The organism is Ruegeria sp. CE8 (genome assembly GCF_056537465.1).
Map to the genome: position 1 here is coordinate 19,101 of NZ_JBQFRP010000016.1, position 26,005 is coordinate 45,105.

The following is a 26,005-nucleotide window of genomic DNA, read 5'->3' on the forward strand; positions in this document are numbered from 1 at the left end:
AATTTTAGAACTTTTTCGCCACATAATACGTATTTTTGTTGCGCTGCACGTGCAGCATGATATGACCAGACGACACGAAAGAAGGACACGATTCATGGCCCATGACGGACAGGATATGACCCAGATGACGACAACCGCGATTTTGCCCGATCTTCTGACGCTGACCCGTGCGGCCGTACCCGCCGTTGAGGCAGTGTTCGAGCGCGCGCGCGAGTCGGTTCGCGGTATGGTTTCCGCAGATGGCCGGGTCTCAGGTGCCCTGATCGAGGCCAACCAGACGGCGGCCCACGGCCTGTCCTGGCTGGCCACCTACTCTCAGTCTCTGAAACAGATGCAACGCTGGGCCGAGGCGCTGGAAGCCGACGGCAAGTTTGGCGAGATCGAGCAACTGCTGCACCAGATCGCCTTTGGCGAATACCTGCATCAGGTCGCTGGCGGCATTCCCATGAATCAGGGCGAAGTCGTACGCCTTCAGGATATGGGTCTGGGCTGGGACGCTCTGTCCGGCTTCCAGATTTCCGAAATTCAAACGCTGATGGCGCAGGCCAACTCGCAGGCTGCTCGCAGCCGTCTGGTCGAGATGATGGAAGATCAGGCTGGCGCCACCATGTTCGGCGCCTCGGGTCTGGACGAAGAGCTTGAGATGATCCGCGACCAGTTCCGCCGTTATGCGGTCGAAAAGGTCGAACCTTTCGCGCACGAATGGCACCTCAAGGATGAGCTGATCCCAATGGAAGTCATCGAGGAACTGGCCGAGATGGGCGTCTTTGGCCTGACCATCCCCGAAGAATTCGGCGGTTTCGGCCTGTCCAAGGCGTCTATGTGCGTCGTGTCCGAGGAATTGTCGCGCGGCTATATCGGCGTGGGTTCATTGGGCACGCGGTCCGAGATCGCGGCCGAACTGATCATCGCAGGCGGCACCGACGAACAAAAAGCCAACTGGCTGCCGAAACTGGCCAGCGCCGAAATTCTGCCGACTGCTGTTTTCACTGAGCCAAACACCGGATCGGACCTTGGCAGCCTGCGCACCCGCGCGGTCAAGAATGCTGACGGTGATTACGAAATCACCGGCAACAAGACCTGGATCACCCACGCAGCACGGACCCATGTGATGACCCTGCTGGCACGGACAAACCCGGACACGACGGATCACCGCGGTCTGTCGATGTTTCTGGCCGAAAAAACGCCGGGCACCGATGACAACCCCTTCCCCACCCCCGGCATGACCGGCGGCGAGATCGAGGTTCTGGGCTATCGTGGCATGAAAGAATACGAGCTGGGCTTTGATGGTTTCAAAGTCAAAGGCGAAAACCTGCTGGGCGGCGAGGAAGGCAAAGGCTTCAAACAGCTGATGGAGACTTTTGAGTCCGCTCGAATCCAAACCGCCGCCCGCGCCATCGGCGTCGCCCAAAGCGCTCTGGATATCGCGATGCAATACGCGCAGGATCGCAAGCAGTTCGGCAAATCGCTGATCAAATTCCCTCGTGTGTCCGGCAAGCTGGCCATGATGGCGGTCGAAATCATGATCGCGCGTCAGCTGACCTATTTCTCGGCCTGGGAAAAGGACCACGGACAGCGCTGCGACCTTGAGGCCGGCATGGCCAAGCTGTTGGGTGCCCGCGTGGCATGGGCTGCGGCGGATAACGGTCTGCAGATCCATGGCGGCAACGGTTTCGCATTGGAATACAAGATCAGCCGCGTTCTGTGCGACGCGCGCATTCTGAACATTTTTGAGGGGGCTGCCGAAATTCAGGCACAGGTCATTGCACGGCGTTTGCTGGGCTAACCGGACTTCGGTATCCCGTTTCCCCAACTGACCCGGCCTTGTGCCGGGTCTTTCTTTTGTTGGCAGCTTTTCACGCAACCCTCCCTTCATTTTGTGCAAATACTGCCGCGACGGCTTCTGATCCCACGGTGGGGAAACTTCCCCCTTTGCTTTCGGTCCGAACCCCGTTACGCCACGCTGGGAAATAAACCGGACCCTGGGAATGGTGTGCACACAATGACCCGACTTATCTTTGCGCTTTGGACGACACTCGCAACCTTTGCCCTAGGCGGCTGCGCCACTGTTCAGCCGACCGCAGGTCTAAGCGATATTGATGCATTGGCGCTTGCGATTGAGGCTCTTGGTCCCAACGTCGATCCGGTTGAAGCGCAACAGGCCGCCACGATCACCTACACATACTCCCAACAGCTAAAGCGGGATTGGAACGTCACCGATCCGGCGATCGTTCATAATGCCAAGGTCATTAACGGGTTCCGCGAGAAGGGTCTGTGCAATGATTGGGCGCAGGCCATGACCCGCCGCCTTCAGCAGGAAAACTTCCGAACTCTGGACGTGCACTGGGCCACCTCACCCCCGACCGCATTCCGGATCATTCACCACTCGGCGGCGATCAGCGCCAAAGGAGACGCGATGCTTGACGGCATCATCCTTGACCCATGGCGCAACAGCGGGGCGCTGTACTGGGATCTGGTGCGCGAAGACACCAGGTACAACTGGCGTCCCCGCCTGGAAGTCCGCGAAGAGCTGCTGAACGGCGCGATACCCTACTAAAGTTCCCTTCGTGCCAGTAAACAGCTAAGACACCCATATCATGCGCCTGATCCTGACTTTGCCCCTGCTTGCCTTGTTTCAATGCGACAAGGACGAATCCGTTGCAGCCTATGGCGCGGCGGACCAAACATGGGTCCTGCAGGAAATAGATGGGCAGTCCTTTGAGGCCAGCGCTTTATTGCAATTCCCGGAGGAAGGCAAAATCGCCGGGAATGCCCCCTGTAACAGCTACAGTGGTATTTTAAACGCGCCCTATCCGTGGTTCGAGATTCAGGACCTCAGCGCCACCCGTGCCGCCTGTGCCGGGTTAGAGGCCGAGGGGTTTTACTTCGCAGCCCTCATGGCGATGACCCAATCCGAAGTGTCCGGTGACGTGCTGGTCCTGCGCAATGAAGACGGGCACGAAATGGTTTTCAAAGCCGCCGAGTGAACTGGTCCACAAACCTTGCCCGCGCTTCGGGCAAGGGATGGTGGCCCAATGACGGTGCCAGGTGGTTTTCCAGAAAATACCCAGTTGTCTTCAGGCCTGACGCAATCTCGGTATCCGGCGCAGTCCCTTGGCCGCGCAGACATGGCGGCAGAGGCAATAGTTTGTCTGCCCATTCCCCGGCGCCCTCGGCACTGACCGCGCGTCCGGTTTTTGGCGAAACATAGACCAGGCCGTCGGTGGCCCCGGTAACGGCACAAGCCGACAGGTCCAGACCGAACCCCAGCTCTTCCAGCAGCGCCAACTCCCACTGCATGTAGGCCAGCGGCCAAATCTCGTCCTGCCCCAGCAGATCCATCAACTGTTCGGTCTGCTTGTAGATCGCAGGGTGTGGTTCACGCTCTGGCAGGCAAAAGGACAAAAGCGCTACGGCTGCGTTCAGCCCTGCCAGTGCCATCCTCCCCGAGAACGCGGCTGCAGCGCGCGAACGCAAAGGCTCAACCTGAAAGGTGCCAAGATGTTCTTCCAACCGCGCGCGCCAAAGCACATCCAGCTGCGCACCTGGTTGCAGGATCGGGGCGACCTTACGGCTGGTGCCCCCGCGCACGACGCCGGCATGTCGGCCGTGATCTTCGGTGAACACCTCGATGATCGCCGCGGTTTCACCGTGTCTGCGAGTGGTCAAAAGGATGCCGTGATCGCGCCAGTCCAAATCAGGCTCCTTTCCCCTGAGGTTCGGCCTATCAGCGCAACAGATCGCAAGGCGTGCGCATCTGCAAGGGTCCTTGAACTTAGAACCGGGCCCGGAATGCCACCCCCACTAGTGGAGCTGTCTCATAGCTCTGCTGACTAAGTTCCGTGCCATTCGCATCATCCAACGTCAGGCGCCCATCCAAATCGGCCCCCGCGAACACGTTTAGCGAGACGCCGGGATTGGGGTTGTAGCCAAAGGACAGAACCACGGGGATGCTCTTGTCTTCGCCAACTCCGTTCGGTGCCAGCCCTTCCTCGTCGAGCCGGAATCGAACTCTCTCTGACCGCGCTGACAGGGCAACGTTCATAGTGTCATTCAGCGCATAGCTGAGGGTCAGGCCCGGACCCTGCGTGGCCCCAATCCCCGAGCCGGTGTTCAGGTTCCAACGATCATTGATGTCCCAGTCGACCAGCAGCGCCGGAAAAAAGTCGACGTCGTCATCTTCGAGCTGTGAAAACGCCCCAAAGGCCGGGCCAATAGTCAGGCTTTCACTTAATTTCCAGGCGATACCGGCGAAAACGCCATAGGTTCTGCCGTCTGACGCCTCGGCACCGCTCTGATAGTCCCACCTGATCTGCGGCGACACAAAAACGCTCGCTGTGTTGCCCACACGAAACCGCACCGGCGCCGAAATCCGGATATCGCGGATATCCTGCCATGGCTGGTTGCCCGCCTGACTGAAGTCGTAGTCAAACCTGCCGATGCTGGCCGACAGTCCTGCGGAGGCCCCGCCATCGAAATTGTACAACGCGGTGGTACGCAGAAAAGCGCGGCTCGCCGAAAAATCCCCGCCCTCACTCAGATTCGCGTCGCCCTGATAGGCCGCCAGCCCGTCGATCTGATACACCCAACCCAGCCGCTGTTGCGCGAATGTAGGTAGTGACATGAAGCCCAAAGCAAGAGCCGCGGAACTGCAGATTAAAGCAAGAGACTTCATCTTTTTCAACTCGATAGGGATAGCCACACACTTTCAGATAGCATTTCGCAGGGCTTGTTCAAATCAACGCAAGAACCAAAATTCTGAAATGTGTCGTCGCCGTCGCTTGCGCACCCTGTTCCAGTGGCAGAGCCTGTCGGCGGCCTTTGTGCTAAACTGCCGAAAGCCTGATATTTGCTGTTGATCGATTTGCGCGGGACACATCCTCGACACCTTTAGGAGCACAACATGAAGAAGTCATTTTTTACGTCTCCGTCCAATTACCCAGAACCTCTGAATGTACTGGGGGACAAAATAACGGTGCTGGCGCGCCTTGAGCAGATTGGTGACTATGCCGTTACTCTGAATTATGGCCACGAAGGGAATGGGCCGCCTCCGCATACGCACCCGTGGGATGAATCCTTTTTCGTCGTGAAGGGTGAGGTACATTTCACAATCGACGGTGAGACCAGAGTCGCGACAGAGGGCACTTTGGTCCATTTTCCCGCCGGTATGGTGCACAGTTTCAAATTCGGCCCTGGAGGCGCGCAATTGCTTGAAATCAGCGGCCGCGGCTCGCATGCCGTCGAGATGTTCACCGCCCTGGACCGTGAGGTACCGGGGCCGGTTCAAGACGGAGCTAAACTGGCAGACGTCCTACGGCAAACAGGTGTTGAGCTGGTCGGGTAAAGCTGTGTCCGAGCGCGGCTGTAGACCCGCCAGCGAAAGTCTCTGGCTTGACAACAGGCCGTCACCATCCTTTATTTAACAATGCTGTTAAACAGGAGGCCGCGATGCGAGGTATCACCATCACTTATACTTTCGATGGAGACGAAACCGAATGGGAGACCACGACAAGCGCTTTCATTTCGGCCATCGATTCAGATCCGGACGCTGCCGGCAAGTTCACCTATCAGGTCGCGGTCGCCGATGACGGGGTTTCCCGAATTCACTGGGGTCGCTGGGACAGCGCCGAAACGCTGGCGCATGTGCAGGCACAACCGTATTTCAAAACGTTTGCAGCGAAAGTGCGAGAATTTGCGGGCGGCGCGCCCAACGCAACCGGGCATGACGTCAAAGGCAAATCGACCGGGTGGTAGAGGTTATTCCAGCCCTTCTTCCCCCAACAGGTGCCGCCCCTGCCGGTCCTCGACCTCGACCACCCAGAGGTCAGGGTCGAAACTGCGTTGACGGGTGATGGCGTCATCCACATCTGACTCCGCGCCGCTGGACAGCTCGACCCATTTCCGCTCACCGCTCATCAGATCAAAACTGCGCTGAAACGCGACCGCCTGTCCGTCAAGAGTGTTGAGCTTAACCAGAACCGCGCCTGCCGTGTCGTCACCGTGAGCAACGACAAAAGCCGGGATTTCCTGGAATCGCAGGCGCGCCAGATAGGCATGGACCCAAAATTCAGCCGTCAGGCGGCTCATGCGTTGCCGTCTTTGAAATCCAGACCCATTTCCGAGTACCGTTCGGATTCTTCCAGCCAGTTGGGCCGGACTTTCACCTGCAGGAACAGGTGGATCTTGCGGTCGAGGAACTCTTCCAGTTCCGCCCGAGCAGCTTGGCTGACTGCCTTGATCGTTTCGCCACGTTTCCCCAGCACGATGCCTTTGTGGCCATCGCGCATGACGTAAATGACCTGATCAATCTTGGCCGAGCCGTCCTTGCGTTCTTCCCAGTTCTCAGTCTCAACGGTCAGCTGATAGGGCAATTCCTGATGCAGACGCAGGGTCAGTTTCTCGCGCGTCATCTCGGCAGCAATCATGCGCAGGGGCAAATCGGCAATCTGATCTTCGGGATACAGCCATGGGCCTTCCGGCAGTTCAGATGCCAGCCATTTACGCAAATCATCGACGCCATAGCCACGCTCGGCCGAAATCATGAAGGTTTCGGCAAACGGGTAACGCGCGTTCAGCTCACTTGTCAGGGCAAGCAACTTTTCGGACGGCACTTTGTCGATCTTGTTGATGGCCAGAGCGATGGTGCGGCCTTGGCCGATCTCTTCCAGACCTTCGAGGATGCGCTCGACCCCTTCCGTGATACCGCGATGCGCCTCGACCATCAGCACGACGACGTCGGCATCCGCAGCCCCACCCCACGCAGCGGCGACCATGGCACGGTCCAACCGGCGGCGCGGTTTGAACAGGCCGGGCGTATCGACAAAAACCAGTTGTGCATCACCCTCCATCGCCACGCCGCGAATACGCGCGCGAGTGGTCTGCACCTTGTGCGTCACGATCGAAACCTTGGCCCCCACCATGCGGTTCAGCAGGGTGGATTTGCCCGCGTTGGGCTCTCCGATCAGGGCGATAAATCCGGCGCGTGTGGTCATGTGTCTGGCGATCCTGTTTGCAAGTGCGCACCCCTATAGCAGAAAGCCCCGGCGGGCCAGAGGGTTTTGTCGCATTGCAGCCATGCAAATGCAGTGGCAAGCGGGGGCAACGCCGCGCCAATGCCAGCCAGGCGATCATTCAGATGATGAGGCACAATATGAAACGTCGGGAGTTCCTTTTAGGCGGCGGAGCCGCCGTCGGCGCGCTGGGTCTGGGCGGATTCGGAATGGCAAAAAGCGCTCAAGAACTGACGATCCAACCGGCAAGCTTTGCTCTGCGCGATACGGTCACGACCGGGATGGTCAGCCTGTCTCCGGACGCGCCTCCACCGGTTCTCTATGGCAAACAAGGCGAGGTCATGCGGCTGCCGGTGCGCAACACGCTGCCGGACTATACCGCGATGCACTGGCATGGCTTGCGTATTCCAAGCGGGATGGACGGCGTGCCCTACCTGACGCAGATGCCGATGGGTCAAGGTGAGCTGTTCGACTATGAATTCACCCCGCCAGATGCAGGCACCTTTTGGTACCATCCGCACTGCATGACGATGGAGCAGATGGCCCACGGTCTGACAGGCGTCATGGTGATTGCCGAGCCCGAGGATCCGGGCTTTGACAGCGAACAGGTGATCAATCTGCGCGATTTCCGGCTGAACGAAGAAGGAGCCTTTCTACCGGCTTACACTCAGCGTGGAGCGGCGCGGGCCGGCACCTTCGGCAACGTGCATACCGCCAACTGGTTGCAAAGTCCTGTCTACGAGCATTCGACAGGCAGTCTGGTGCGGCTACGCGTAGTCAACACAGACACAGCTCGCATCTACAAACTGCATCTTGAGGGCGGCAATGCCCGGATCATCGCGTGGGATGGACACCCGCTTGAGATCGAGGTCCCAATGCCCAGTGCCGACGAACCGCTGTTGGTTGGTCCGGGTCAGCGCGTGGATTTTGCTGTGGCGATGCCCGCAAATGAGGGCAAGGCCGTCGCGTTGATGGCCAAGCTCCCTGGTCAGCCGCACAAAGCCATGGCGCAATTGCGGTCGATTGGTGCATCAGCGGCGCGGGATTTGGAAGAATTGCGGCCTCTGCCCGTTAACCCCATCGCCAAACCCGATCTGGCCAATGCCGAAGTGCATGATTTTGTTTTTGGCTGGACACCTGAGGGGGGTGAGCCGAATAACGGGTTCTGTGGCTCGTTGGGCTACAACTTCTGGTCCATCAACCGCAAACCCTGGCCGGGTGACGCCGCGCAAGGGGTTGGACCCCTGGCAACGCTGAAAATGGGCAAAAGCTATATCCTTCGATTGCGAAACGAATCCCCCAACCTGCACCCGATCCACCTGCACGGGCTGGCTTTTGTTCCGCTGCGGTCTAACCTGCGCCAACTGCCACCGCTGGTGACAGACACAATGCTGCTTTTGAAGGACGAAGTGGCCGAAATTGCATTGGTCGCCGACAACCCGGGAGACTGGGCTTTTCATTGCCATGTGATCGAACATCAAAAGACCGGGCTGACCGGATTTATTCGGGTCGTGTAACTCAACGGTTAAAGTCTCAGCCCCCTATGGCTAAAGCTGCTAAACTGCTGCGAAAATGGGGGCTGTGAACGAACCGGCTGACAAAACTGGCAATCCGCGTAGGGTGCGTCGCCCTTAGCACCGCAGCGCTGCACATTGGTGCCGCGCTTGTGTCATTGGCATTTCTGGCGGGTACAGCCCATGCGGACGACGTCGCTTTCAAAGTAACCGACAGCGTGTCGGTCAAAGGAAAAGACATCCCTTACTCGCTATACCTTACTCCCAGCGAGATGTCTGACACCCAACTGGGGGTAGAGGCGTTTTTGGACCTCAGATCGTTGGAAAAAAACGCCGTGGACTTTTCGAACATTCTTAAAGAAACCTGCAAACAGAAATTCGCTTTGGCCGATACCGAGACAGCTGCAGAGGGCGACGCCCTGACCGTCGACGGACAGTTTCAGGCCAAGTTCTATGCGTGCGACACAGACGATCCCAAGGTGCACTACCGGGGTGTCCTGCTGTTCGGCCAGAACGTTGACGTCGTGGTCAAAGCAGGCGCAGACGCCTAGGAGAATTGCATCCTCTTGCGTCTGGAGGATGTCGAATTGGACCTGCAGGGGTTTGTTGGCACCGTCTCCGACTGGATCGGCATCTCTGAAAATGCGCACGCGCTTATTCTGGAGAAAGGCGTCGAAGTTCTGGCCGAAAACCCGGTTTGTCCGGAACTGCCTGAGGAACTCGCCGGGCTTGACCCCAATTGCACATCCGGCGGAATACGAGAAATCGGCGCGGACGGCATCGGGACCGCACTGACCGGGTCGGTCGACACCAGTTCGACCACGTTATTGGAGCTTGTTGCATTGCTGCAGGATAAACGCGGGCTGGGGGTCAACAATTGAAGACTCACTTCATCCCATTGATCTGCGCACTTTTGTCAGTGGGCTCTAACGCGGGCGCAAAAGACGTCACGCTGGACTTTATTCAGTCCCTCACGTTGCAGGACACCGAAGCGCCCTACCAATTGACCCTTACATTGACGGATCAGGCCCCTACCCGTATCGGCATCAACGCCTTGTTGGATTTGAGCAAAATCCAGGCCGCGCTGCCCGCCGCCCTTGCCGACATCAGTTTCGCGGAGGGGTGTAATGCAGAGATCGACTTGGACACCATCGACGCAGTGTCGAACGGCCAGGAAATCTCCGTACAGGGGCGATTTGGGCTGGACACATTCAAGTGCAACCGGGCACTTGGCCAGACGCCCGAACGGCAGGAAAAAACCGTCTCATTCGCTTTGTTCCTTTCCACCACAGCTTTCGCCATCGAAAGGGATCAGTGTGTGTTCTTCGGACCGTCAGATTTGGAGCTGACCCTTGCGGATCAACGCCTGATCTCAGATGACGTGACGAAGATTCTTCAGGATACCCGCGCGATCTTTCTGAAAGCCGGCGATGCAATTCTAAGCAAGACGCCGATCTGCCCGACATGCCACAGGAATTGGCGTCTTTGTCGCCCAGGTATAATAGCGGCGGCACGTTGGAAATCGGCGACGGCGGCATCGGAGTCGCGCTTACCGGATCAATCGACGTCAGCACCAAGACCATCGTCAGTGTCATGAAGGTATTACAGCGCGAAGGGGTGCCGCCACCCGCCCCCTAGTTCGCTGCGTCCAACCGTGCCAGCATGGCCTTGGCCGCCGCTTGCTCAGCCTGACGTTTGGATCCGGCCGTCGCTTGCGCTTCGGTACCATCCTGCAGACGCGCGGCAATGGTGAAGACCGGAGCATGGTCGGGGCCACTACGCCTGATCTCAACATAAGAAGGCGGTTTCTGTCCCCGCGCCTGCGCCCATTCCTGAAGCGAGGTTTTGGCATCGCGCGCGTCAGCCTCGACGTTGTGGATGCGGTCGCCCCAAAGACGCAGGATCACGTCGCGTGCGGCCTCGAAACCTGCATCGCGATATACTGCGGCAATCACCGCCTCCATCGCATCACCAAGCAAAGCTTGCTTGCGACGGCCACCCGAAAGCATCTCGGACCGGCCCAGTTTAAGCACCGCGCCCAGATCGATCTGGCGGGCCACGTCGGCACACGCCTCTTTGCGGACCAGCGCATTGAAACGGGGCGCAAGCTGCCCTTCCGAAGCTTTCTTGTCGGCCTCCAGCAGTGCAGTGGCCATGACCAGTCCCAAAACACGGTCACCCAGAAATTCCAGCCGCTGGTTGTCGGGGCGTGTCGACGACGACACCGAACCGTGGGTCAACGCGCGGACCAGCAGCTCGGGTTTGGCAAATTCATACCCAAGCCGCTGCTGGAACGCCTTTATTTCAGACGATAGTTTCAATTGACCGCCTTAAAGAAACGGTCGCCGCGCCATGTCCAGAAGAACAGCATCGACCGGCCTGCGGACGAGAACAGAATGCGATCTGCCCGCCCGATCAGGCCATCGTAGGGCACATAGCCTACACCACCAGCGGATTGCGGAAGGCGGCTGTCGCTTGAATTGTCACGGTTGTCGCCCATAAAGAAATAGTGGCCTTCCGGCACGGTATAGATGCCTGTGTTGTCTGATGCCTGATTGCCGATGTTCAGCACTTCGTAGGACACACCGTTCGGCAGGGTTTCGATCATACGCGACTTTTCACACACGCCGCCAAAGCCAACCGGTCCGTTTTCGCAACGCGGGCGCAGTCCCTGCGAGCCTTGCGGAGCAGCAATCTCGGTGAACACACCATCGGGTTTCTGCGGGACCGGAGTTCCGTTCAGGATAATCTGGCCTTCGCGTATCTGAATGCGGTCTCCGGGCAGGCCGATCAAGCGCTTGATATAGTCGCGGCCGCTGACCGGATGACGGAACACGATGACGTCGCCGCGTTCCGGTTCGCCCCCCCAGATACGGGTGTTATCGCCGCTCTGCATCCAACCACAGATATCTTCGGCGTCAATGTTCAGGCCGACGCTTGGGACGATCACGCTGGGACAGGACGCGTAGGAATAGCCATAGGCCATCTTGTTGACGAACAGGAAATCCCCGATCAGCAAAGTGGGTTTCATCGAGCCGGATGGAATCCAGAAAGGCTGAAACAGGATCGTACGGAATACGCCCGCGATCAGCAGGGCATAGACGATGGTTTTGATCGTCTCCCAAACGGCATTACCTGTTTTGGCTTCCTCGGCCATACTGCTCTCCGGTCGTTAGGTTGTTGGGGTGCTACATGCGTGTCGGGTGGGGGCGAGTCAAGGCTGAGCGGGCGCATCGTGAAGCGGGCGCGCCTCGATCACGACAAAGGCTTGGGCCCAGGGGTGGTCATCGGTCAGGGTGACATGGATGATCGCTTCATACCCTTCGGGCGTCATCTCTTTCAACCGTTCCGCCGCCCAGCCTGTTACATGCATCACCGGCTGGCCGGTTTTCAGATTGGTGACGGCCATGTCCTTCCACGCAATCCCCATGCGCAGACCGGTGCCCAACGCCTTGGAACACGCCTCTTTCGCGGCCCAGCGTTTTGCATAGGTGCCTGCGGTGTCGTGGCGCCGTTCGGCCTTGCTCTGCTCGATTTCAGTGAAGACCCGGTTGCGGAACCGGTCGCCAAACCGTTCCAGCGTGCCCTGAATGCGGTCGATATTCGCAAGATCCGTGCCGATGCCCAGTATCATGAGAGCCGTACCGTCAGAATTTTGTAGCTCGCCAGCCCAAAGAACCCGGCGAACGCAAAGTCGAACCAGCGGCGGGCGCGGCGATAAGCCCGAACCATGCGCTCGGAAGAAAACAAGAAGGCATATCCGATGAAGATCAGCAGCGAGCCCGCGTAGAGAAGACAAAAGTAGCCGAGCAACATCGCAAGGCTCGCGTCATTCGGAGCGACAATCGCGTAGATGGATCCCCAGCTCAGGATCGCCTTTGGATTGGTCAGGTGAATGGCTGCGCCTTTGGCGAAGACGGTGCGTAGCGAGCCAGTAACAGGTTTACCCAAGGCAACCTCGTCCGAGGTCATCGCCCGCCGCAACGCTTTGAACGCGAGCCATCCCAGATAAGCCACGCCGATGTAGCGGATCACCTCGAACACCCAGACATTGGCAAGCATAATTGCCGACAACCCCAGCGCGGCAGCGATGCCCCAAGCGGCAGAACCCGCGCAAATGCCCAGCGCAAAAACCAATCCTGCCTTGCGGCCTTCGTTCATCGCGGTACCCGCGATCCCCATCGTCGCCGGTCCAGGAGAGCCCCCGGCCATCAGCCAGGCAAACCAGATGGCGACAAAACCGGGCGTTATCATGCCCGCGCCTCATCCATCATCCGGCGCATTTCCTTGATCGCGGGCGTGAGGCCGCGGAAAATCGCCTCGCCGATCAAGAAGTGACCGATATTCAATTCGCGAACCTCAGGAAAGGCCGCGATCGGCTGCACCGTGTCGTAAGTCAAGCCGTGGCCTGCGTGGACCTCAAGGCCCAGAGAATGGGCAAAGGCGGACATCTCGCGCAGGGCTTCCAGTTCGCGTGCGGCCTCCTCCATGTGACCTTCAGCATGAGCATCGCAATAGGCACCAGTGTGCAATTCGATCACTTCAGCGCCGATGCGGTGTGCGGCTTCGATCTGGCGTTGATCGGCGGCGATGAAAATCGAAACACGGCAGCCGGCGTCGCGCAGGGGTGCGATGAAATGGGCCAGCTTGTTTTCTTCACGCGCGACCTCCAGTCCACCTTCGGTCGTACGCTCTTCACGTTTTTCGGGCACGATGCAGACCGCGTGCGGTTTGTGCCGCAAGGCGATTTGCTGCATCTCTGGGGTTGCCGCCATCTCAAAATTCAGAGGCACCGAAAGCACCTCCATCAAACCGTCGATATCGGCGTCCGAGATGTGGCGGCGGTCTTCGCGCAGGTGTGCGGTGATACCGTCTGCCCCGGCTTCCTCGGCCAGTTTGGCGGCCCGCAACGGGTCGGGATAGGCCCCGCCGCGCGCGTTACGCACAGTCGCCACGTGGTCGATATTCACGCCCAGACGTAGGTGGTTGTCAGACATCGCTCGAATCCTTCTTAAGCCCTTGGCCCGAGCCTAGGGTATTCGACTGCGGAACGGCAGGATTTGTTTCAGCCAAGCGTTTGATTTCTTCAAACTTTGCCTTGATCTTGTCGCGGCGGCGCTGTTGATAAGTGCGGATCAGCGGCAGGCTGAGGTAGTAACAGATCGCCCCCGCAAGCAGGCCGGGCAGAATGCCGCCGATCAGGTAGGGAAAGAACACCTCGTCGTAAAACACGTCCAACCCGCGCCAATCGGCAACGCGGTCGGTGAAAAGGGCAAAGAAGTTGTTCTTGAGGTCACCCAGCGCGTCGACGAAGTTATCCATCAGGCCCTTGGTTTCTTCCTTTTCAAAACTGTCGCCCAAAAGGAAATGGCCGGTTTGCAGGCAGACAACCCCAATCGGAACATAGGTCAGCGGATTGCCAAAGAACGTCCCGCTGAGCGCGGCCAATATGTTGCCGTTGATCAGGCGCGCAAAAATCGCGGCGAAAAGAAAATGCAGGCCGTAGAATGGCGTAAAGGCCGTGAACACCCCGGCCCCGACCCCGCGCGCGATGCGTTCGGGAGAGTCCGGCAACCTGCGGACGCGGTGTTTGACGTAGTGAAAGGCACGCGTCCATCCCCCCTTGGGATAGACAAACTCAGACGCGATCTGGACAGGCGAGCGTCGATCTCGGCGCTTGAAAACCACTCCTGATCACCCCTTCTCAGCCAGCCGCAACGGCGGTTTTGGTCCTGTCCCGATAGCGTTCGACCGCGGCAACATCGCTTTCTGCCTCCAACATCAGCATCAGTGAATGCAGCTGTTCCAGGTCGCGCAGTTCAACACTGACCAGAAGACGGTAAAAATCCGGTTTGCGGTCCACGAATTCAAGGTTCGAGATATTGGCCTTTTTCTCACCGATCAATGTGCAAATGCGCCCCAGTACCCCAGCGTCATTGCCAATAGTGACGTCCAGGGTGGCCCCGTAGACGGCCGGGTGCGTGCCCGAGTGCCAATGCAGGTCGACCCAACGCTCAGGTTCGCTTTCGAATTCGGTCAGGCGATCACAATCGATGGCATGCACCACAACGCCCTTGCCGCGGTACGTGATGCCGACGATCCGTTCACCCGGCAATGGCTGACAGCATGGGGCGCGGTCGAATTTCTGGCCGGGCTCTAGGCCAATCACCGCGCGGCGCGGCGAAATGGCGTCGCCCTCGTCCTGCGTAAGCTCAGGATAGACCGCGCTGACAACGTCGTGCGCCGTCAGTTCGGCGCTGCCCAATCGCGCCAGCAACTCGTGCCGGTCCTTCAGGCGCAGGTGTTTGGCGGCCGTATCCAGCGCCTTTTCGGTGGCCTTGCGGCCGACATGTTCAAACCCTGAGCGCGCGAGTTCCTTGCCCAGCTTGATAAAGCGTTCGCGGTCCACCTCGCGCAGCGCTCTTCTGATGGCCGTGCGCGCTTTGCCGGTGACTGCGATCTCAAGCCATGTGACCTGTGGCGTCTGACCATCGGCGGTGATGATGTCCACCGATTGCCCGTTCTTAATCCGGGTCCACAGCGGGACACGGATGCCATCCACCTTGGCCCCGACACAGGCGTGACCAATGCGGGTGTGAATGGCGTAGGCAAAATCAATCGGCGTCGCACCGCGCGGCAGCTTGACTACATCGCCTTTGGGCGTGAAGCAGAACACCTGGTCCGAATACATTTCAAGCTTGACGGCTTCGAGGAAATCCTCGTGATCGTCCTCGCTGTCAAATTGCTCGGTAAGGTTTGCAATCCATTTGGCCGGATCGACCGCAAAGGGGTTTTCCGAGCGGACGCCGTCACGATAGGACCAGTGCGCCGCAACGCCGGTTTCGGCCACATCGTGCATCTGGCGGGTGCGGATCTGCACCTCGACCCGCTTACCATCACGTCCCGAGACCGTTGTATGGATCGAGCGATAGCCGTTCGATTTCGGCTGGCTGATGTAATCCTTGAACCGACCCGGCACCGCGCGCCATCGCTGATGGATTGCTCCGAGCGTACGGTAACAATCTTCTTCAGACTGCGTGATGATGCGGAAGCCGTAGATGTCGGACAGGCGCGAGAAGCCCTGATCCTTTTCCTGCATCTTGCGCCAGATCGAATAGGGTTTCTTGGCACGGCCGAAAACTTCAGCTTCAATACCCGCCTTTTCCAGTTCATGGCGCATATCGCCGGTAATCCGGTGGATCACATCCCCGGTTTCGCGCTGCAGGGTAATGAAACGGCGGATGATCGACTGGCGACCTTCGGGGTTCAGGACACGGAAGGCGAGGTCTTCCAATTCCTCACGCATCCACTGCATACCCATGCGGCCCGCAAGCGGCGCGTAGATGTCCATCGTCTCACGCGCTTTGACGATCTGCTTTTCCGGCCGCATCGCCTTGATGGTGCGCATGTTATGCAGACGGTCAGCCAACTTGACCAGAATGACCCGCAGGTCCTTGGACATGGCCATGAACAGCTTGCGGAAATTCTCGGCCTGCTTGGTTTCGCGACTGGAAAGCTGCAGGTTGGTCAGCTTGGTGACGCCATCAACGAGTTTGGCGACCTCTTCCCCAAACAGCTCGGACACTTTGCCGTAGTTGGCCTTGGTGTCTTCGATCGTGTCGTGCAACAGGGCCGTAATGATGGTCGCATCATCCAGACGCTGTTCGGTCAGGATGGCGGCAACGGCAACGGGGTGGGTGAAATAGGGTTCGCCGGAATGGCGGAACTGACCCTCGTGCATCTGCTTGCCGAACTCATAGGCCCGGGCGATGCGGTCAGCATTCGTCTTGGGGTTGTAGTTGCGGACCAGCGCAATCAGGTCGTCTGCAGAAATCATCCGGTCCGCACCTTCGTCTTTGGGGATTACCCCTGGCCTTGAGCCTCCATCAGAGCGCGCAGCAACTTCTCTTCCGACATGTCGTCATCGGCAGGTTTGTCCGATTCCGCACCCATCAGCAGCGCCATCTGATCTTCTTCCGGCTCGTCGACCTCGATCTGAGTCTGGTTAGCCTCGATCAGGCGCTCGCGCAGTTCGTCCGCGCTCTGGGTTTCGTCGGCGATTTCGCGCAGCGATACGACAGGGTTCTTGTCGTTGTCGCGGTCAACGGTGATCGCCGCACCAGCGGAAATCTCGCGCGCACGATGGGCGGCAAGCATCACCAGTTCAAACCGGTTAGGAACCTTGTCTACGCAATCTTCAACCGTCACGCGGGCCATTGGGCGCTCTCCGTTACTGAATCCATGTCAGGAAGAGGTTTATCTAAGGGCGAATCCTTGCCTTGACAAGCAAGAAATGCTGCAAATGCACCGATCACGCGGCCGTGACCGCCGCAATATCCTCCGCAGGAAGGTCGGCGAGCATTTCGGTCACTGTCCGGCCCAGCACCGGATGCCGCCAGTCTGGGGCGACATCGGCCATAGGAACCAGCACAAAAGCACGGTCCTGCAATCGCGGGTGTGGCAGGATCAGTTGGTCGGGCGCCTTTTGCTTTTGCTCCTCTGTCGGCAAAGCCAGCCAACGGTCAAACTCGGTGCGGTCCGGTAGTACCAGATCGTCATAACACACCAGATCCAGATCCAGCGTGCGCATACCCCAGCGCTGCACCCTTTCGCGACCGAATTCATGCTCAATCTGGTGAAGCAGATGCAGCAATTCGGGCGGCGTCCTATCCGTTTCGATCAATGCAGCCGCGTTAACGTAGTCCGGCCCGGCACCCACAGGAAAACAAGGCGTCTCGAAGAAGCGGCTGGTGGCGCGAATCACCACCCCTTGACGCAAAATCGCGTCAAGTGCTCTCTGAAGTGTCACCTCGGGCTCCCATTCTCTCATTTTGAGATTTGCGCCCAGCGCGATAACGGCTTTTGACATGATTTTGTGCATTCTACTCCCTATATTCGGCGAATTGCATGCTTGCGATACGTCCGAAATGGCCTAATTATAGGAATACCAGCGCGCCGCTTATTTCCAATACCCACTCACGTAACACCAAGGCGCTCTGTATTATACCGGAAGGACCTATTTATGTTCTATAAAGACGAACGGCTAGCGCTGTTCATCGACGGCTCGAATCTATATGCAGCCGCAAAGGCACTGGGGTTTGACATCGACTACAAATTGCTGCGCCAGGAATTCATGCGCCGCGGCAAAATGCTCAGAGCTTTTTACTACACAGCGCTTTTGGAAAACGACGAGTATTCCCCGATCCGTCCTTTGGTTGACTGGCTGCACTACAACGGCTTCACCATGGTGACGAAACCGGCAAAGGAATACACCGACAGCATGGGGCGTCGGAAAGTCAAAGGAAACATGGACATCGAACTGACCGTCGACGCCATGGAGCTGGCACCGCGCGTGGATCATATCGTGCTGTTCTCGGGCGATGGGGATTTCCGCCCGCTGATTGCCAGCCTGCAGCGTCAGGGCGTGCGTGTTTCGGTCGTCTCGACCATTCGCAGCCAGCCGCCGATGATTTCGGACGAGCTGCGCCGTCAGGCAGACAACTTCATCGAGCTTGAGGACCTGCGCGACGTGATCGGACGTCCTCCGCGCGAGGTACCAATGGAACCCCGCAGCGTCGCTGCAGGTGGGCAGTAATACCCGGCCACTCACTTACCGGGGGGGGGGGAAGAAATTGGCGCGGTCAGGCTTTATCTGCCTGACCGCGCTTCTTTAACTAAAGTCAGGTGCTGAAACACCCACTGGCTAGCACTGATTCATGTCAGATCAATGACGTCGTCCTGTCTGGACCATGACCGGGAAAAGACTTACCTGTGGCCTATGGAGACTGTGACATGACCAAGCCGCCCCTTACGCTCTACCTCGCCGCGCCACGCGGCTTCTGCGCCGGTGTCGACCGGGCCATAAAAATCGTTGAAATGGCGCTGCAGAAATGGGGTGCGCCCGTCTATGTGCGCCATGAGATCGTGCACAACAAATTTGTTGTCGATGGTCTGCGTGCCAAAGGGGCCGTATTTGTCGAGGAACTGGACGAATGCCCTGATGACCGTCCAGTGATCTTTTCAGCGCATGGTGTGCCGAAATCCGTTCCGACCGCAGCTGCCCAACGCGAAATGATCTATGTCGACGCAACCTGCCCACTTGTTTCCAAAGTGCATGTCGAAGCGCAGCGTCACGCGGATGCCGGTCTGCAGATGATCATGATCGGTCACAAAGGCCATCCGGAGACCGTTGGCACGATGGGCCAATTGCCCGATGGTGAAGTCCTGCTGGTTGAAACCGTAGAGGACGTCGCCACGGTTCAGGTCCGCGATCCGGACAAGCTGGCCTTTGTCACCCAGACCACCCTGTCGGTGGATGATACAAAGGACATAATCGCGGCACTCGAGGCTAGGTTCCCCGCGATCGTTGGCCCACATAAGGAAGACATCTGTTACGCCACCACCAACCGGCAGGAGGCGGTCAAGGCCGTTGCACCGAAATCGGACGCTCTGCTGGTCGTCGGTGCGCCGAACTCATCGAACTCGCGTCGTTTGGTCGAGGTCGCCTCGCGCGCCGGGTGCAACTATGCCCAGCTTGTGCAGCGCGCCGGTGACATCGACTGGCGCGCGCTGGATGGAATTTCCAGCGTTGCGATCACCGCTGGCGCATCGGCCCCCGAAGTTCTGGTCAATGAGGTGATCGACGGCTTTCGCGCGCATTACGACGTGACCGTCGAGATGGTCGAAACCGCCGTCGAGAACGTCGAATTCAAAGTCCCGCGCGTCTTAAGGCAACCCGCATGAGGGGCGTGCCAAGGGCTCCGCTGATCCTCGCACTGGCAGGCCTTATCCCATTCATCTGGGGCGCACTGACCTACTTGAATGGCGACCTGCAGGACTGGGGCAGACAGACGCTCGGATCACGCTTTGTCGGGCCGTATATTCAGCTGTTTTACGGCTCAGTCATTCTTAGCTTCATGTCCGGTGTCCTTTGGGGGTTCGCCACCAAAACCTCGGGCAGCAAAGCGGCGACATGTTATGTGCTGTCAGTTTTGCCGGCCTTGTGGGCGTTCTTCATGACAGGGGGCGGCCCCGTCACAGCGGGCATCAACCTTATGTATGGATTTGCCGGATTGCTGATATTGGACGCCATCTTCGCGTACTGGCGGCTGACGCCCACATGGTGGCTCAGGTTGCGCGTTTTGCTTACCGTTATCGTGCTACTATGCCTTGCCGTAGGAGTTTACCTGTGACCGACCGTAAGACAATCGACGCCTACACCACGCGCGTGGCCGAGTATCTGAGCATTCCCCTGCCCCCCGAACAGATCGAGGCCCGAATGGCCTTTGCCGAAGCTGTTGTGCCCGAGGGCTATGTTCTGGATCTGGGATCAGGCCCCGGCGCAGACAGTTCGTTTTTCATGCGCGAAGGGCTGCGGGTGCGGGCCTTGGATGCGACCCCTGCCTTTGTGGACCACGCGCGCGAAAACGGTGTGGACGCATATCTGGGCACCTTCGAAGACGTGACCGAAGTGGCCACGTATGACGGCATCTATGCCAGCTTTTCCTTGCTGCACGCGCCGCGTGAGGATTTCCCGCGCCATCTGGCAGCCATTCATCGTGCGTTAAAGCCAAAGGGCATCTTTTTCCTCGGTCTGAAACTGGGAACCGGAGACCACCGCGACGATCTTGATCGCTATTACACCTATTTCTCACAGACTGAGATCGAAGAGGCACTGGCCGTGGCCGGATTCACCATCGACCGGATCACAACCGGCATGGGCACAGGCCTGGCCGGATCTTATGACGGCTTTATTCTGGTGATTGCCCATGCCTGAGTTGTTTGCCTATACCGACGGCGCGTGCTCGGGTAATCCAGGCCCCGGTGGCTGGGGCGTGCTTTTGCGCGCAATGGACGGCAACACCGTCCTGAAAGAGCGCGAGTTGAACGGCGGTGAGGCCGAGACCACCAACAACCGAATGGAACTGCTGGCGGCGATCAGTGCGCTTGAAACACTGGAACGCGCTTCGAAAATAACCGTCGTCACCGACAGCGCCTACGTAAAGAACGGCGTGACCGGTTGGATTTTTGGTTGGAAGCGGAACGGCTGGAAGACCTCGAACAAAAAACCCGTCAAGAATATCGATCTGTGGCAGCGACTGGATGAAGCACAGACCCGCCACGACGTGACGTGGGAGTGGGTCAAGGGCCACGCGGGTCACCCCGAAAACGAAAAGGCTGACGAGCTGGCGCGCGCAGGCATGGCCCCTTTCAAACCCAAAAAGGCGCAGGCGTGAGCGGTCTTGCACTGCTCGATTACGCCTCGGTTCTGGTATTTGCCCTGACAGGTGCCCTTGTTGCCAGCCGGGCGCAGCTGGACCTTGTGGGATTCGCCTTTATCGCCTGCCTGACAGCGGTGGGTGGCGGCACCATCCGCGATCTGCTGTTGAACCGGCACCCGGTGTTCTGGGTCGGACAACCCGACTATATCCTGATCGCCTCAGCGGCGGCGGTGCTGGTATTTTTCACCGCCCATATGGTCGAAAGCCGGTATAACTTGCTGGTCTGGCTGGACAGCTTCGCGCTTGCCATCGCAGTTGCAGCAGGAACCGGAGCGGCCCTATCCATGAACCAGTCCGGAGTGATCGTCGTGCTGATGGGTGTCACGACCGGCTGCCTGGGCGGGCTGATGCGCGACGTGGTTTGCAACGAGGTGCCCTTGGTCCTGAAACAGGGCGAGCTTTATGTCTCTTGCGCGTTCAGCGGCGCGCTGGCCGCTGTGGTGGCAGACCGTCTTGGATTCGACGAACTGGCCACGCTGGCAGCTTGCGCCCTGATTTGCTGGGCCTTGCGGGCAGGGTCTCTGGTGTTCGGATGGCAACTGCCGGTCTACAAAAGCCGCCCGCCACGTCATTAACGTGACAACAGTCGCGCGCCGATCTCTTTGACGAACTTCGCGGCCACCATTGCGGTCATGCCATAGGGGTCCCGATGCGGGTTCAACTCGACAATATCCGCGCCGACCAACTGGCCTTCGAACCGATGGATCAGGTTGATGACCTCACGGGTGCTTAATCCGCCGGGCTCGTGATGCGAAACCCCTGGCGCAAAGGCTGGGTCCAGCGCGTCCAGATCCAATGACAGATATACTGGGCCGTCAAAGCTGATCTCAAGATCTGGCCGCCAGTTTCGCATATCGATCACCTCGACTCCGAACTTGTCGACTTGTTCCTGTTGATGCTTGTTCATGGTACGGATGCCAACCTGTACCAATCGGTTGATCTGGCAAGTTTCCATCACGCGCGCGAACGGGCAGCCGTGGCCCAGCGGGCCGATCTGCTGGCTGTCATAGAGGTCCGGATGCGAGTCGATATGCAGGATGTTCAACCCCTTATACCGTTCGGCATGGGCCTTGATCAGCGGAAACGCCACCGAGTGATCGCCCCCCAGCGACAAAAGCCGTGCGCCGGTTTCGATACGGGCGGCTGCCCCGGCCTCAATCCGGTCGATGGGTTCCTGCCCCACCATCTCGAACACGTCGAGATCGCCGGTATCCTTGAAACGATCCGTCGCGCTCAGATCTGTGCCATCCTCGGCGGTCAGATTGGCGGCACCGGAATGCAGCGCCTCGCGGATACGCCCCGGCGCAAAAGCAGGACCCTGCAGGAAAGACGAGTGCAGATCCAGCGGAACGCCCATCAGGGCAACGTCACCGGGGTTCAGATCATGTGGCATGAGATACCTATTGGGCTATAAGTTCCGGCGATCTGGCCGTTAACCCGCCCAAAGGTCAAGAGGTTAGCGGCGTAGGTAAGTCTGCCAGATCCAGATTACCAGCAGGGCGCCCAGCACCGCGCCGACAAAGCCCGACAGCCAACCCGCCACGGTGATTAACGCCCGCAAAAGGAATCCCCCCACCAGCGCACCAACGATGCCGATCAGCATTGTGGTGGGAATATTCGCCTCGATCCGCATAAGGCGCGTGGCCAGAAATCCTGCAGCGGCGCCAATGACGATCAAGGCAATGACGGGCATGTCACTTCCTCCAGTGCGTCGGCACGATGATCAACGCACCGATGGATGAGATTACGGCGTTCAGGCCCGGTGGGCCAAAACTGATGCCGAACATGATACGCACGAAATAGAACAGAAATGCGCCACCAACACAGATAATGATGGATGGCAGGTATCCGTTGTGCGTAAAGCCCGTCGCCTCGGACAGATAGCCGACGATCCCGGCGATCACGACAGTGCCCATAAGGACCATGAACATGGGGCGCTACTCCGAAGACAAGCGGCTGCCAGCCGGAATGGGCCAGCCCCGCAAAAAGGTTTCCTTATCCTGCGCGCCTTTTCCCGCCCGTTGCAAGCGCAACAGGTCTACGGCGCCCGTACCGCAGGCGACGGTCAGGGCGTCATCCAGAACCTGGCCGGGCATACCCTGCCCTTCGGATATCCGAGACGCCAGCAGCTTGATGCGCGCGCCCTCAAACTCGGTCCAGGCACCGGGAAACGGGGACAGTCCTCGAATCCGCCGGTCGACCTCAACCGCGGGCTGGGACCAGTCGATCCGGGCCTCGGCCTTGTCGATCTTGGCGGCATAGGTGACGCCAACCTCGGGCTGCGGTTCGGGCGTCAGGTTGGGTAAATCACGCAGCGCCTCGACGATCAGGTTCGCACCCATGACCGAGAGGCGGTCGTGCAATTGATCGGTGGTCTCCTCGATGCCGATATCTGTCGCCTCGCGCAACAGAACCGGCCCTGTGTCCAGCCCGGCCTCCATCTGCATGATGCAGATACCGGTCTGGGCATCGCCAGACATGATCGCGCGATGAATCGGGGCGGCCCCGCGCCAGCGCGGCAACAGGCTGGCATGGATGTTCAGACACCCTTGCTTTGGCGCGTCCAGAATGGGTTGCGGCAGGATCAGGCCATAAGCCACCACGACGGCCACATCGGCCTTCAGCGCCTCAAATGCATCTTGTTCCTCGGCCGATTTCAGAGAAACCGGGTGGCGAACTGTCAAACCTAACGATTCAGCCCGGGCATGGACAGGCGTCGGGCGGTCCTTTTTGCCGCGCCCCGCCGGACGCGGTGGCTGACAGTAGACGGCTGCAACCTCATGCCCAGCCTCGATCAATGCATCCAGAACCGGGACTGAAAAGTCGGGTGTACCCATGAAAATGACGCGCATCTTTAACCCTGTTTTTTCGCTTTACGCAGCAGCATGTCCCGTTTGACCTTGCTGAGCCGGTCGAAATACATCCGGCCATTCAGATGATCGATCTGGTGCTGGACGCTGGTGGCCTCGATCCCGACAAAGTCGCGACGATCCACAATCCCCTGTTCGTTCAGGTATTTAACGGTCACAGCGCGCGGGCGTTTCACCTTGGCCGATACACCGGGCAGGTTCGGGCTGGCCTCGTCATGTTCGCGCAGTTCGATCGAGCTGTGCAGGATCTCCGGATTCGCGAGACGCACCGCCTTGCCCCGTTCGGTCGACCCATCGACAACAGCCAGCCGCAGCATGACACCGATCTGGGTCGCGGCGAGACCAACACCGGGCATCGCTTCCATCGTGTCGATCATATCGTCCCAGATGGCGCGGATCTCATCCGTGATCTCGATAACATCCTCGGCCTTGGTCCGCAGGCGCTGGTCGGGCCATGGCAGGCAGGTGCGGACGGTCATGCGCGGGCCTGTTCGCGTTTCAGTTTCTGCATTTTGCGCGTGATCATCTGGCGTTTCAGCGGCTTGAGGTAATCGATGAAAAGCTTGCCGTTCAAATGGTCGATCTCATGCTGAACACAGGTTGCCCAGAGGCCATCAAAGGTTTCCTGCTGCGCATTTCCATCCCGGTCGATCCAAGCGACATCAACCACTTTGGGACGCGTCACTTCTGCGAATTGCTCGGGGATCGACAGGCAGCCTTCCTCGTAGACATTGGTTTCATCCGATGACGCAATGATCTCGGGGTTGAACATGATCAGTGGGCGCGGCGACTCACCCTCTTCCTTTACGCAGTCCAACACGATCAGCCGGTCAAGCACACCGATTTGGGGCGCGGCAAGGCCAATGCCCGGGGCATCGTACATCGTCTCCAGCATGTCGTCGGCCAGCTTGCGCAGCTCGTCGCTGATGTCGGCCACAGGCGCACAGACCTTTTTCAGGCGGGGATCGGGATGGATCAGAATATTGCGTTTCATGGGGTTGATTTAGGGCATCCCGTCCCGCGCCGCAACGCCCCCCTTGCGCCCGCCGGAATAGTGGCTAGCTTTCGATCCGACAGATGGAGCAGACATGACTTTCAACGACCTGATCGACCGCCGCGGAACCAATAGTTCAAAATGGGACAAGATGGAGCAGCTCTACGGCGTTTCGCCAAAAGACGGGCTGGCCATGTGGACGGCAGATTCTGACTATCCAACCGCGCCCTGCGTCATCGATACCGTCCGCAAAGCAGCCGATCACGGTGTGTTCGGCTATTCTTGGCTGCACCCGCATTACCTGGGGTCTGTCCAGTGGTGGATGAAAAACCGCCACAACTGGGACATCGACACAGATTGGGTCCTGACCTCGCAAGGCTTGGGCAATGCAATCGCTCTGTGCCTGGACGTCTGGACGGAACCTGACGACGGCGTGGTGATTTTTACACCCGTTTACCATGAGTTCGCGCACAAGGTGAACAAAACCGGTCGCCGCGTCGTTGAGTGCCCGTTGGTTCGACAAGGTGATACTTACGGCATTGACCTGGACGATGCGCAGGAACGTCTGGACGGGTCGGAAAAGATGCTGCTGTGGTGTTCGCCCCAGAACCCGTCGGGTCGGGTCTGGACACCGGATGAGTTGCGCGCCGTGGCTACCTTTGCAGAGCGCAACGGGCTGATCCTGATCTCGGATGAGATTCATCACGATCTGGTTTATCCCGGAAACACGTTTGTGCCGATGGATGTGGCTGCTCCGGACGCGCGTTCCTGGACCGTGACCCTGACGGCGGCATCCAAGACGTTTAACATCGCGGGGCAGCGGACGGGGAACATGATCATTCCCGATCCCAAGCTGCGCGCGGCGATGCGGCACCGCATTCATACGCTGGATTATGACCCCAGCGCGCTTGGCGTGGCCATGATCACCGCCGCCTATTCGCCCGAGGGCGCTGCATGGGTCGACGAACAGATCGCGCATCTTTCCGGCAACCGCGCCGTCTTTGATGCGGCCATCGCCGAAATCCCCGGCCTGTGGTCCATGCCATTGCAAGCCACTTATCTGGCCTGGGTCGATTTTTCAGGTACTGGGATGAATCACGACGAGTTTGTCCGCCGCCTGCGCGAGGATGCAAAGATCGCTACATCCTCTGGTCCCGGATTTGGCATAGGTGGTGAGACGTTCGAACGGTTCAATCTGGCCACCCAACGCGAACGGGTTGAAGACGCGTGCACGCGGCTGAAGCTGGCGTTTGCCGATCTACAGTAAGCTGTGCGTCGGTTTGCCCTCATAACGCTGCTTATCCTTGTGGCGGGCGCGGCGTGGTTTGGCTGGCAC

General features: G+C 58.8%; 35 protein-coding genes. 16 read left to right on the forward strand and 19 right to left on the reverse strand.

The features are described 5' to 3' along the window. The first annotated feature begins 94 nt into the window (after positions 1-94). From ACR0AA_RS20895 to ACR0AA_RS20905, 3 genes are all read left to right on the forward strand, one after another. Entirely contained in the window at positions 95-1,786 is a 1,692-nt protein-coding gene (locus ACR0AA_RS20895) for an acyl-CoA dehydrogenase family protein (protein ID WP_480665669.1), read from the forward strand. 216 nt (positions 1,787-2,002) lie between these two features. Continuing rightward, complete coding sequence (locus ACR0AA_RS20900; protein WP_480757177.1) at positions 2,003-2,557, forward strand: hypothetical protein; 555 nt, start codon at positions 2,003-2,005, stop codon at positions 2,555-2,557. Positions 2,558-2,594: 37 nt separating this feature from the next. Next, positions 2,595-2,987 (forward strand): META domain-containing protein, encoded by a 393-nt coding sequence (locus ACR0AA_RS20905; protein WP_480665746.1) that lies wholly within the window; start codon positions 2,595-2,597, stop codon positions 2,985-2,987. Here ACR0AA_RS20905 and recO read toward each other — a convergent pair. Continuing rightward, positions 2,971-3,696, reverse strand: coding sequence for a DNA repair protein RecO (gene recO, locus ACR0AA_RS20910; RefSeq protein WP_480757179.1), 726 nt, complete (start codon positions 3,694-3,696; stop codon positions 2,971-2,973). The two genes, ACR0AA_RS20905 and recO, sit on opposite strands and share 17 nt — an antisense overlap. A gap of 79 nt (positions 3,697-3,775) precedes the next feature. Continuing rightward, positions 3,776-4,624, reverse strand: a complete 849-nt coding sequence (locus tag ACR0AA_RS20915; RefSeq protein ID WP_480757181.1) for a hypothetical protein — start codon at positions 4,622-4,624, stop codon at positions 3,776-3,778. A gap of 279 nt (positions 4,625-4,903) precedes the next feature. On the opposite strand from ACR0AA_RS20915, the gene ACR0AA_RS20920 reads away from it, so the two are divergent. Then, positions 4,904-5,344, forward strand: coding sequence for a cupin domain-containing protein (locus tag ACR0AA_RS20920; protein ID WP_480665673.1), 441 nt, complete (start codon positions 4,904-4,906; stop codon positions 5,342-5,344). A gap of 104 nt (positions 5,345-5,448) precedes the next feature. Next, entirely contained in the window at positions 5,449-5,754 is a 306-nt protein-coding gene (locus ACR0AA_RS20925; RefSeq protein WP_480665674.1) for a hypothetical protein, read from the forward strand. 3 nt (positions 5,755-5,757) lie between these two features. Here ACR0AA_RS20925 and ACR0AA_RS20930 read toward each other — a convergent pair whose 3' ends face one another. Continuing rightward, the gene (locus ACR0AA_RS20930; protein WP_480665675.1) at positions 5,758-6,087 is read right to left on the reverse strand and encodes a DUF1491 family protein; all 330 of its coding nucleotides are present in this window, start codon (positions 6,085-6,087) and stop codon (positions 5,758-5,760) included. After that, entirely contained in the window at positions 6,084-6,992 is a 909-nt protein-coding gene (era, locus tag ACR0AA_RS20935) for a GTPase Era (RefSeq protein ID WP_480665676.1), read from the reverse strand. Before era ends, ACR0AA_RS20930 begins: the two co-directional genes overlap by 4 nt. A gap of 158 nt (positions 6,993-7,150) precedes the next feature. Between era and ACR0AA_RS20940 the strand changes: the two genes are divergently transcribed. From ACR0AA_RS20940 to ACR0AA_RS20955, 4 genes are all read left to right on the forward strand, one after another. Then, positions 7,151-8,527 (forward strand): multicopper oxidase family protein, encoded by a 1,377-nt coding sequence (locus ACR0AA_RS20940; protein WP_480665677.1) that lies wholly within the window; start codon positions 7,151-7,153, stop codon positions 8,525-8,527. A 149-nt stretch (positions 8,528-8,676) separates the two neighbouring features. Beyond that, positions 8,677-9,075 carry a hypothetical protein gene (locus ACR0AA_RS20945; protein WP_480757186.1) on the forward strand — a complete coding sequence of 133 codons (399 nt, stop codon included), beginning with the start codon at positions 8,677-8,679 and terminating at the stop codon, positions 9,073-9,075. A gap of 15 nt (positions 9,076-9,090) precedes the next feature. Continuing rightward, positions 9,091-9,405: a hypothetical protein gene (locus ACR0AA_RS20950; protein WP_480665679.1), complete on the forward strand. Its 315-nt coding sequence runs from the start codon at positions 9,091-9,093 to the stop codon at positions 9,403-9,405. Next, complete coding sequence (locus ACR0AA_RS20955) at positions 9,402-10,121, forward strand: hypothetical protein (protein ID WP_480665680.1); 720 nt, start codon at positions 9,402-9,404, stop codon at positions 10,119-10,121. Before ACR0AA_RS20950 ends, ACR0AA_RS20955 begins: the two co-directional genes overlap by 4 nt. Before the next feature lie 37 nt (positions 10,122-10,158). Here the strand turns inward: ACR0AA_RS20955 and rnc are convergent, their stop codons facing one another. The 9 genes from rnc to folK form a co-directional block, all read right to left on the reverse strand. Next, entirely contained in the window at positions 10,159-10,845 is a 687-nt protein-coding gene (gene rnc / locus ACR0AA_RS20960) for a ribonuclease III (RefSeq protein WP_480665681.1), read from the reverse strand. Beyond that, complete coding sequence (gene lepB, locus ACR0AA_RS20965; RefSeq protein WP_480665682.1) at positions 10,842-11,681, reverse strand: signal peptidase I; 840 nt, start codon at positions 11,679-11,681, stop codon at positions 10,842-10,844. The genes rnc and lepB overlap by 4 nt, the downstream gene beginning before the upstream one ends. Before the next feature lie 57 nt (positions 11,682-11,738). Beyond that, positions 11,739-12,158, reverse strand: a complete 420-nt coding sequence (gene acpS, locus ACR0AA_RS20970) for a holo-ACP synthase (RefSeq protein ID WP_480665683.1) — start codon at positions 12,156-12,158, stop codon at positions 11,739-11,741. After that, positions 12,155-12,778: a LysE family translocator gene (locus tag ACR0AA_RS20975; protein WP_480665684.1), complete on the reverse strand. Its 624-nt coding sequence runs from the start codon at positions 12,776-12,778 to the stop codon at positions 12,155-12,157. The genes acpS and ACR0AA_RS20975 overlap by 4 nt, the downstream gene beginning before the upstream one ends. Next, entirely contained in the window at positions 12,775-13,521 is a 747-nt protein-coding gene (locus ACR0AA_RS20980) for a pyridoxine 5'-phosphate synthase (protein WP_480665685.1), read from the reverse strand. Before ACR0AA_RS20980 ends, ACR0AA_RS20975 begins: the two co-directional genes overlap by 4 nt. After that, positions 13,514-14,212, reverse strand: coding sequence for a DUF2062 domain-containing protein (locus ACR0AA_RS20985; RefSeq protein ID WP_480665686.1), 699 nt, complete (start codon positions 14,210-14,212; stop codon positions 13,514-13,516). Before ACR0AA_RS20985 ends, ACR0AA_RS20980 begins: the two co-directional genes overlap by 8 nt. Before the next feature lie 16 nt (positions 14,213-14,228). Further along, positions 14,229-16,361 (reverse strand): RelA/SpoT family protein, encoded by a 2,133-nt coding sequence (locus ACR0AA_RS20990; RefSeq protein ID WP_480665687.1) that lies wholly within the window; start codon positions 16,359-16,361, stop codon positions 14,229-14,231. A 26-nt stretch (positions 16,362-16,387) separates the two neighbouring features. Then, positions 16,388-16,741: a DNA-directed RNA polymerase subunit omega gene (gene rpoZ, locus ACR0AA_RS20995; protein WP_155142277.1), complete on the reverse strand. Its 354-nt coding sequence runs from the start codon at positions 16,739-16,741 to the stop codon at positions 16,388-16,390. 94 nt (positions 16,742-16,835) lie between these two features. Continuing rightward, positions 16,836-17,405, reverse strand: coding sequence for a 2-amino-4-hydroxy-6-hydroxymethyldihydropteridine diphosphokinase (gene folK / locus ACR0AA_RS21000; protein ID WP_480757192.1), 570 nt, complete (start codon positions 17,403-17,405; stop codon positions 16,836-16,838). 141 nt (positions 17,406-17,546) lie between these two features. Between folK and ACR0AA_RS21005 the strand changes: the two genes are divergently transcribed. The 6 genes from ACR0AA_RS21005 (at position 17,547) to ACR0AA_RS21030 (ending at position 21,380) form a co-directional block, all read left to right on the forward strand. Continuing rightward, entirely contained in the window at positions 17,547-18,119 is a 573-nt protein-coding gene (locus ACR0AA_RS21005) for a LabA-like NYN domain-containing protein (protein WP_239344490.1), read from the forward strand. A 197-nt stretch (positions 18,120-18,316) separates the two neighbouring features. Then, positions 18,317-19,267, forward strand: a complete 951-nt coding sequence (ispH, locus tag ACR0AA_RS21010) for a 4-hydroxy-3-methylbut-2-enyl diphosphate reductase (RefSeq protein WP_480757195.1) — start codon at positions 18,317-18,319, stop codon at positions 19,265-19,267. Further along, positions 19,264-19,716 (forward strand): DUF3429 domain-containing protein, encoded by a 453-nt coding sequence (locus ACR0AA_RS21015; RefSeq protein ID WP_480757198.1) that lies wholly within the window; start codon positions 19,264-19,266, stop codon positions 19,714-19,716. Before ispH ends, ACR0AA_RS21015 begins: the two co-directional genes overlap by 4 nt. Then, positions 19,713-20,300, forward strand: coding sequence for a class I SAM-dependent methyltransferase (locus ACR0AA_RS21020; protein ID WP_480757200.1), 588 nt, complete (start codon positions 19,713-19,715; stop codon positions 20,298-20,300). The genes ACR0AA_RS21015 and ACR0AA_RS21020 overlap by 4 nt, the downstream gene beginning before the upstream one ends. After that, the gene (gene rnhA, locus ACR0AA_RS21025) at positions 20,293-20,760 is read left to right on the forward strand and encodes a ribonuclease HI (RefSeq protein WP_480757202.1); all 468 of its coding nucleotides are present in this window, start codon (positions 20,293-20,295) and stop codon (positions 20,758-20,760) included. Before ACR0AA_RS21020 ends, rnhA begins: the two co-directional genes overlap by 8 nt. Beyond that, positions 20,757-21,380 (forward strand): trimeric intracellular cation channel family protein, encoded by a 624-nt coding sequence (locus ACR0AA_RS21030; protein ID WP_480757204.1) that lies wholly within the window; start codon positions 20,757-20,759, stop codon positions 21,378-21,380. Before rnhA ends, ACR0AA_RS21030 begins: the two co-directional genes overlap by 4 nt. On the opposite strand, the gene speB is transcribed toward ACR0AA_RS21030, so the two are convergent. From speB to def (ACR0AA_RS21060), 6 genes are all read right to left on the reverse strand, one after another. After that, positions 21,377-22,198, reverse strand: a complete 822-nt coding sequence (gene speB, locus ACR0AA_RS21035) for an agmatinase (protein WP_480665694.1) — start codon at positions 22,196-22,198, stop codon at positions 21,377-21,379. The two genes, ACR0AA_RS21030 and speB, sit on opposite strands and share 4 nt — an antisense overlap. Positions 22,199-22,261: 63 nt before the next feature. Further along, positions 22,262-22,498, reverse strand: coding sequence for a GlsB/YeaQ/YmgE family stress response membrane protein (locus ACR0AA_RS21040; protein ID WP_058273291.1), 237 nt, complete (start codon positions 22,496-22,498; stop codon positions 22,262-22,264). A gap of 1 nt (position 22,499) precedes the next feature. Continuing rightward, entirely contained in the window at positions 22,500-22,736 is a 237-nt protein-coding gene (locus ACR0AA_RS21045) for a hypothetical protein (protein WP_239344498.1), read from the reverse strand. A 6-nt stretch (positions 22,737-22,742) separates the two neighbouring features. Continuing rightward, positions 22,743-23,657 (reverse strand): methionyl-tRNA formyltransferase, encoded by a 915-nt coding sequence (fmt, locus tag ACR0AA_RS21050; RefSeq protein ID WP_480665695.1) that lies wholly within the window; start codon positions 23,655-23,657, stop codon positions 22,743-22,745. 2 nt (positions 23,658-23,659) lie between these two features. Next, on the reverse strand, positions 23,660-24,154 hold the full coding sequence (gene def / locus ACR0AA_RS21055) for a peptide deformylase (protein ID WP_480757207.1): 495 nt from the start codon (positions 24,152-24,154) through the stop codon (positions 23,660-23,662). Continuing rightward, positions 24,151-24,669, reverse strand: a complete 519-nt coding sequence (gene def, locus ACR0AA_RS21060; protein WP_480665697.1) for a peptide deformylase — start codon at positions 24,667-24,669, stop codon at positions 24,151-24,153. The genes def (ACR0AA_RS21055) and def (ACR0AA_RS21060) overlap by 4 nt, the downstream gene beginning before the upstream one ends. A 94-nt stretch (positions 24,670-24,763) precedes the next feature. On the opposite strand from def (ACR0AA_RS21060), the gene ACR0AA_RS21065 reads away from it, so the two are divergent. Next, on the forward strand, positions 24,764-25,936 hold the full coding sequence (locus ACR0AA_RS21065; protein ID WP_480665698.1) for a MalY/PatB family protein: 1,173 nt from the start codon (positions 24,764-24,766) through the stop codon (positions 25,934-25,936). Positions 25,937-26,005 lie beyond the last annotated feature (69 nt).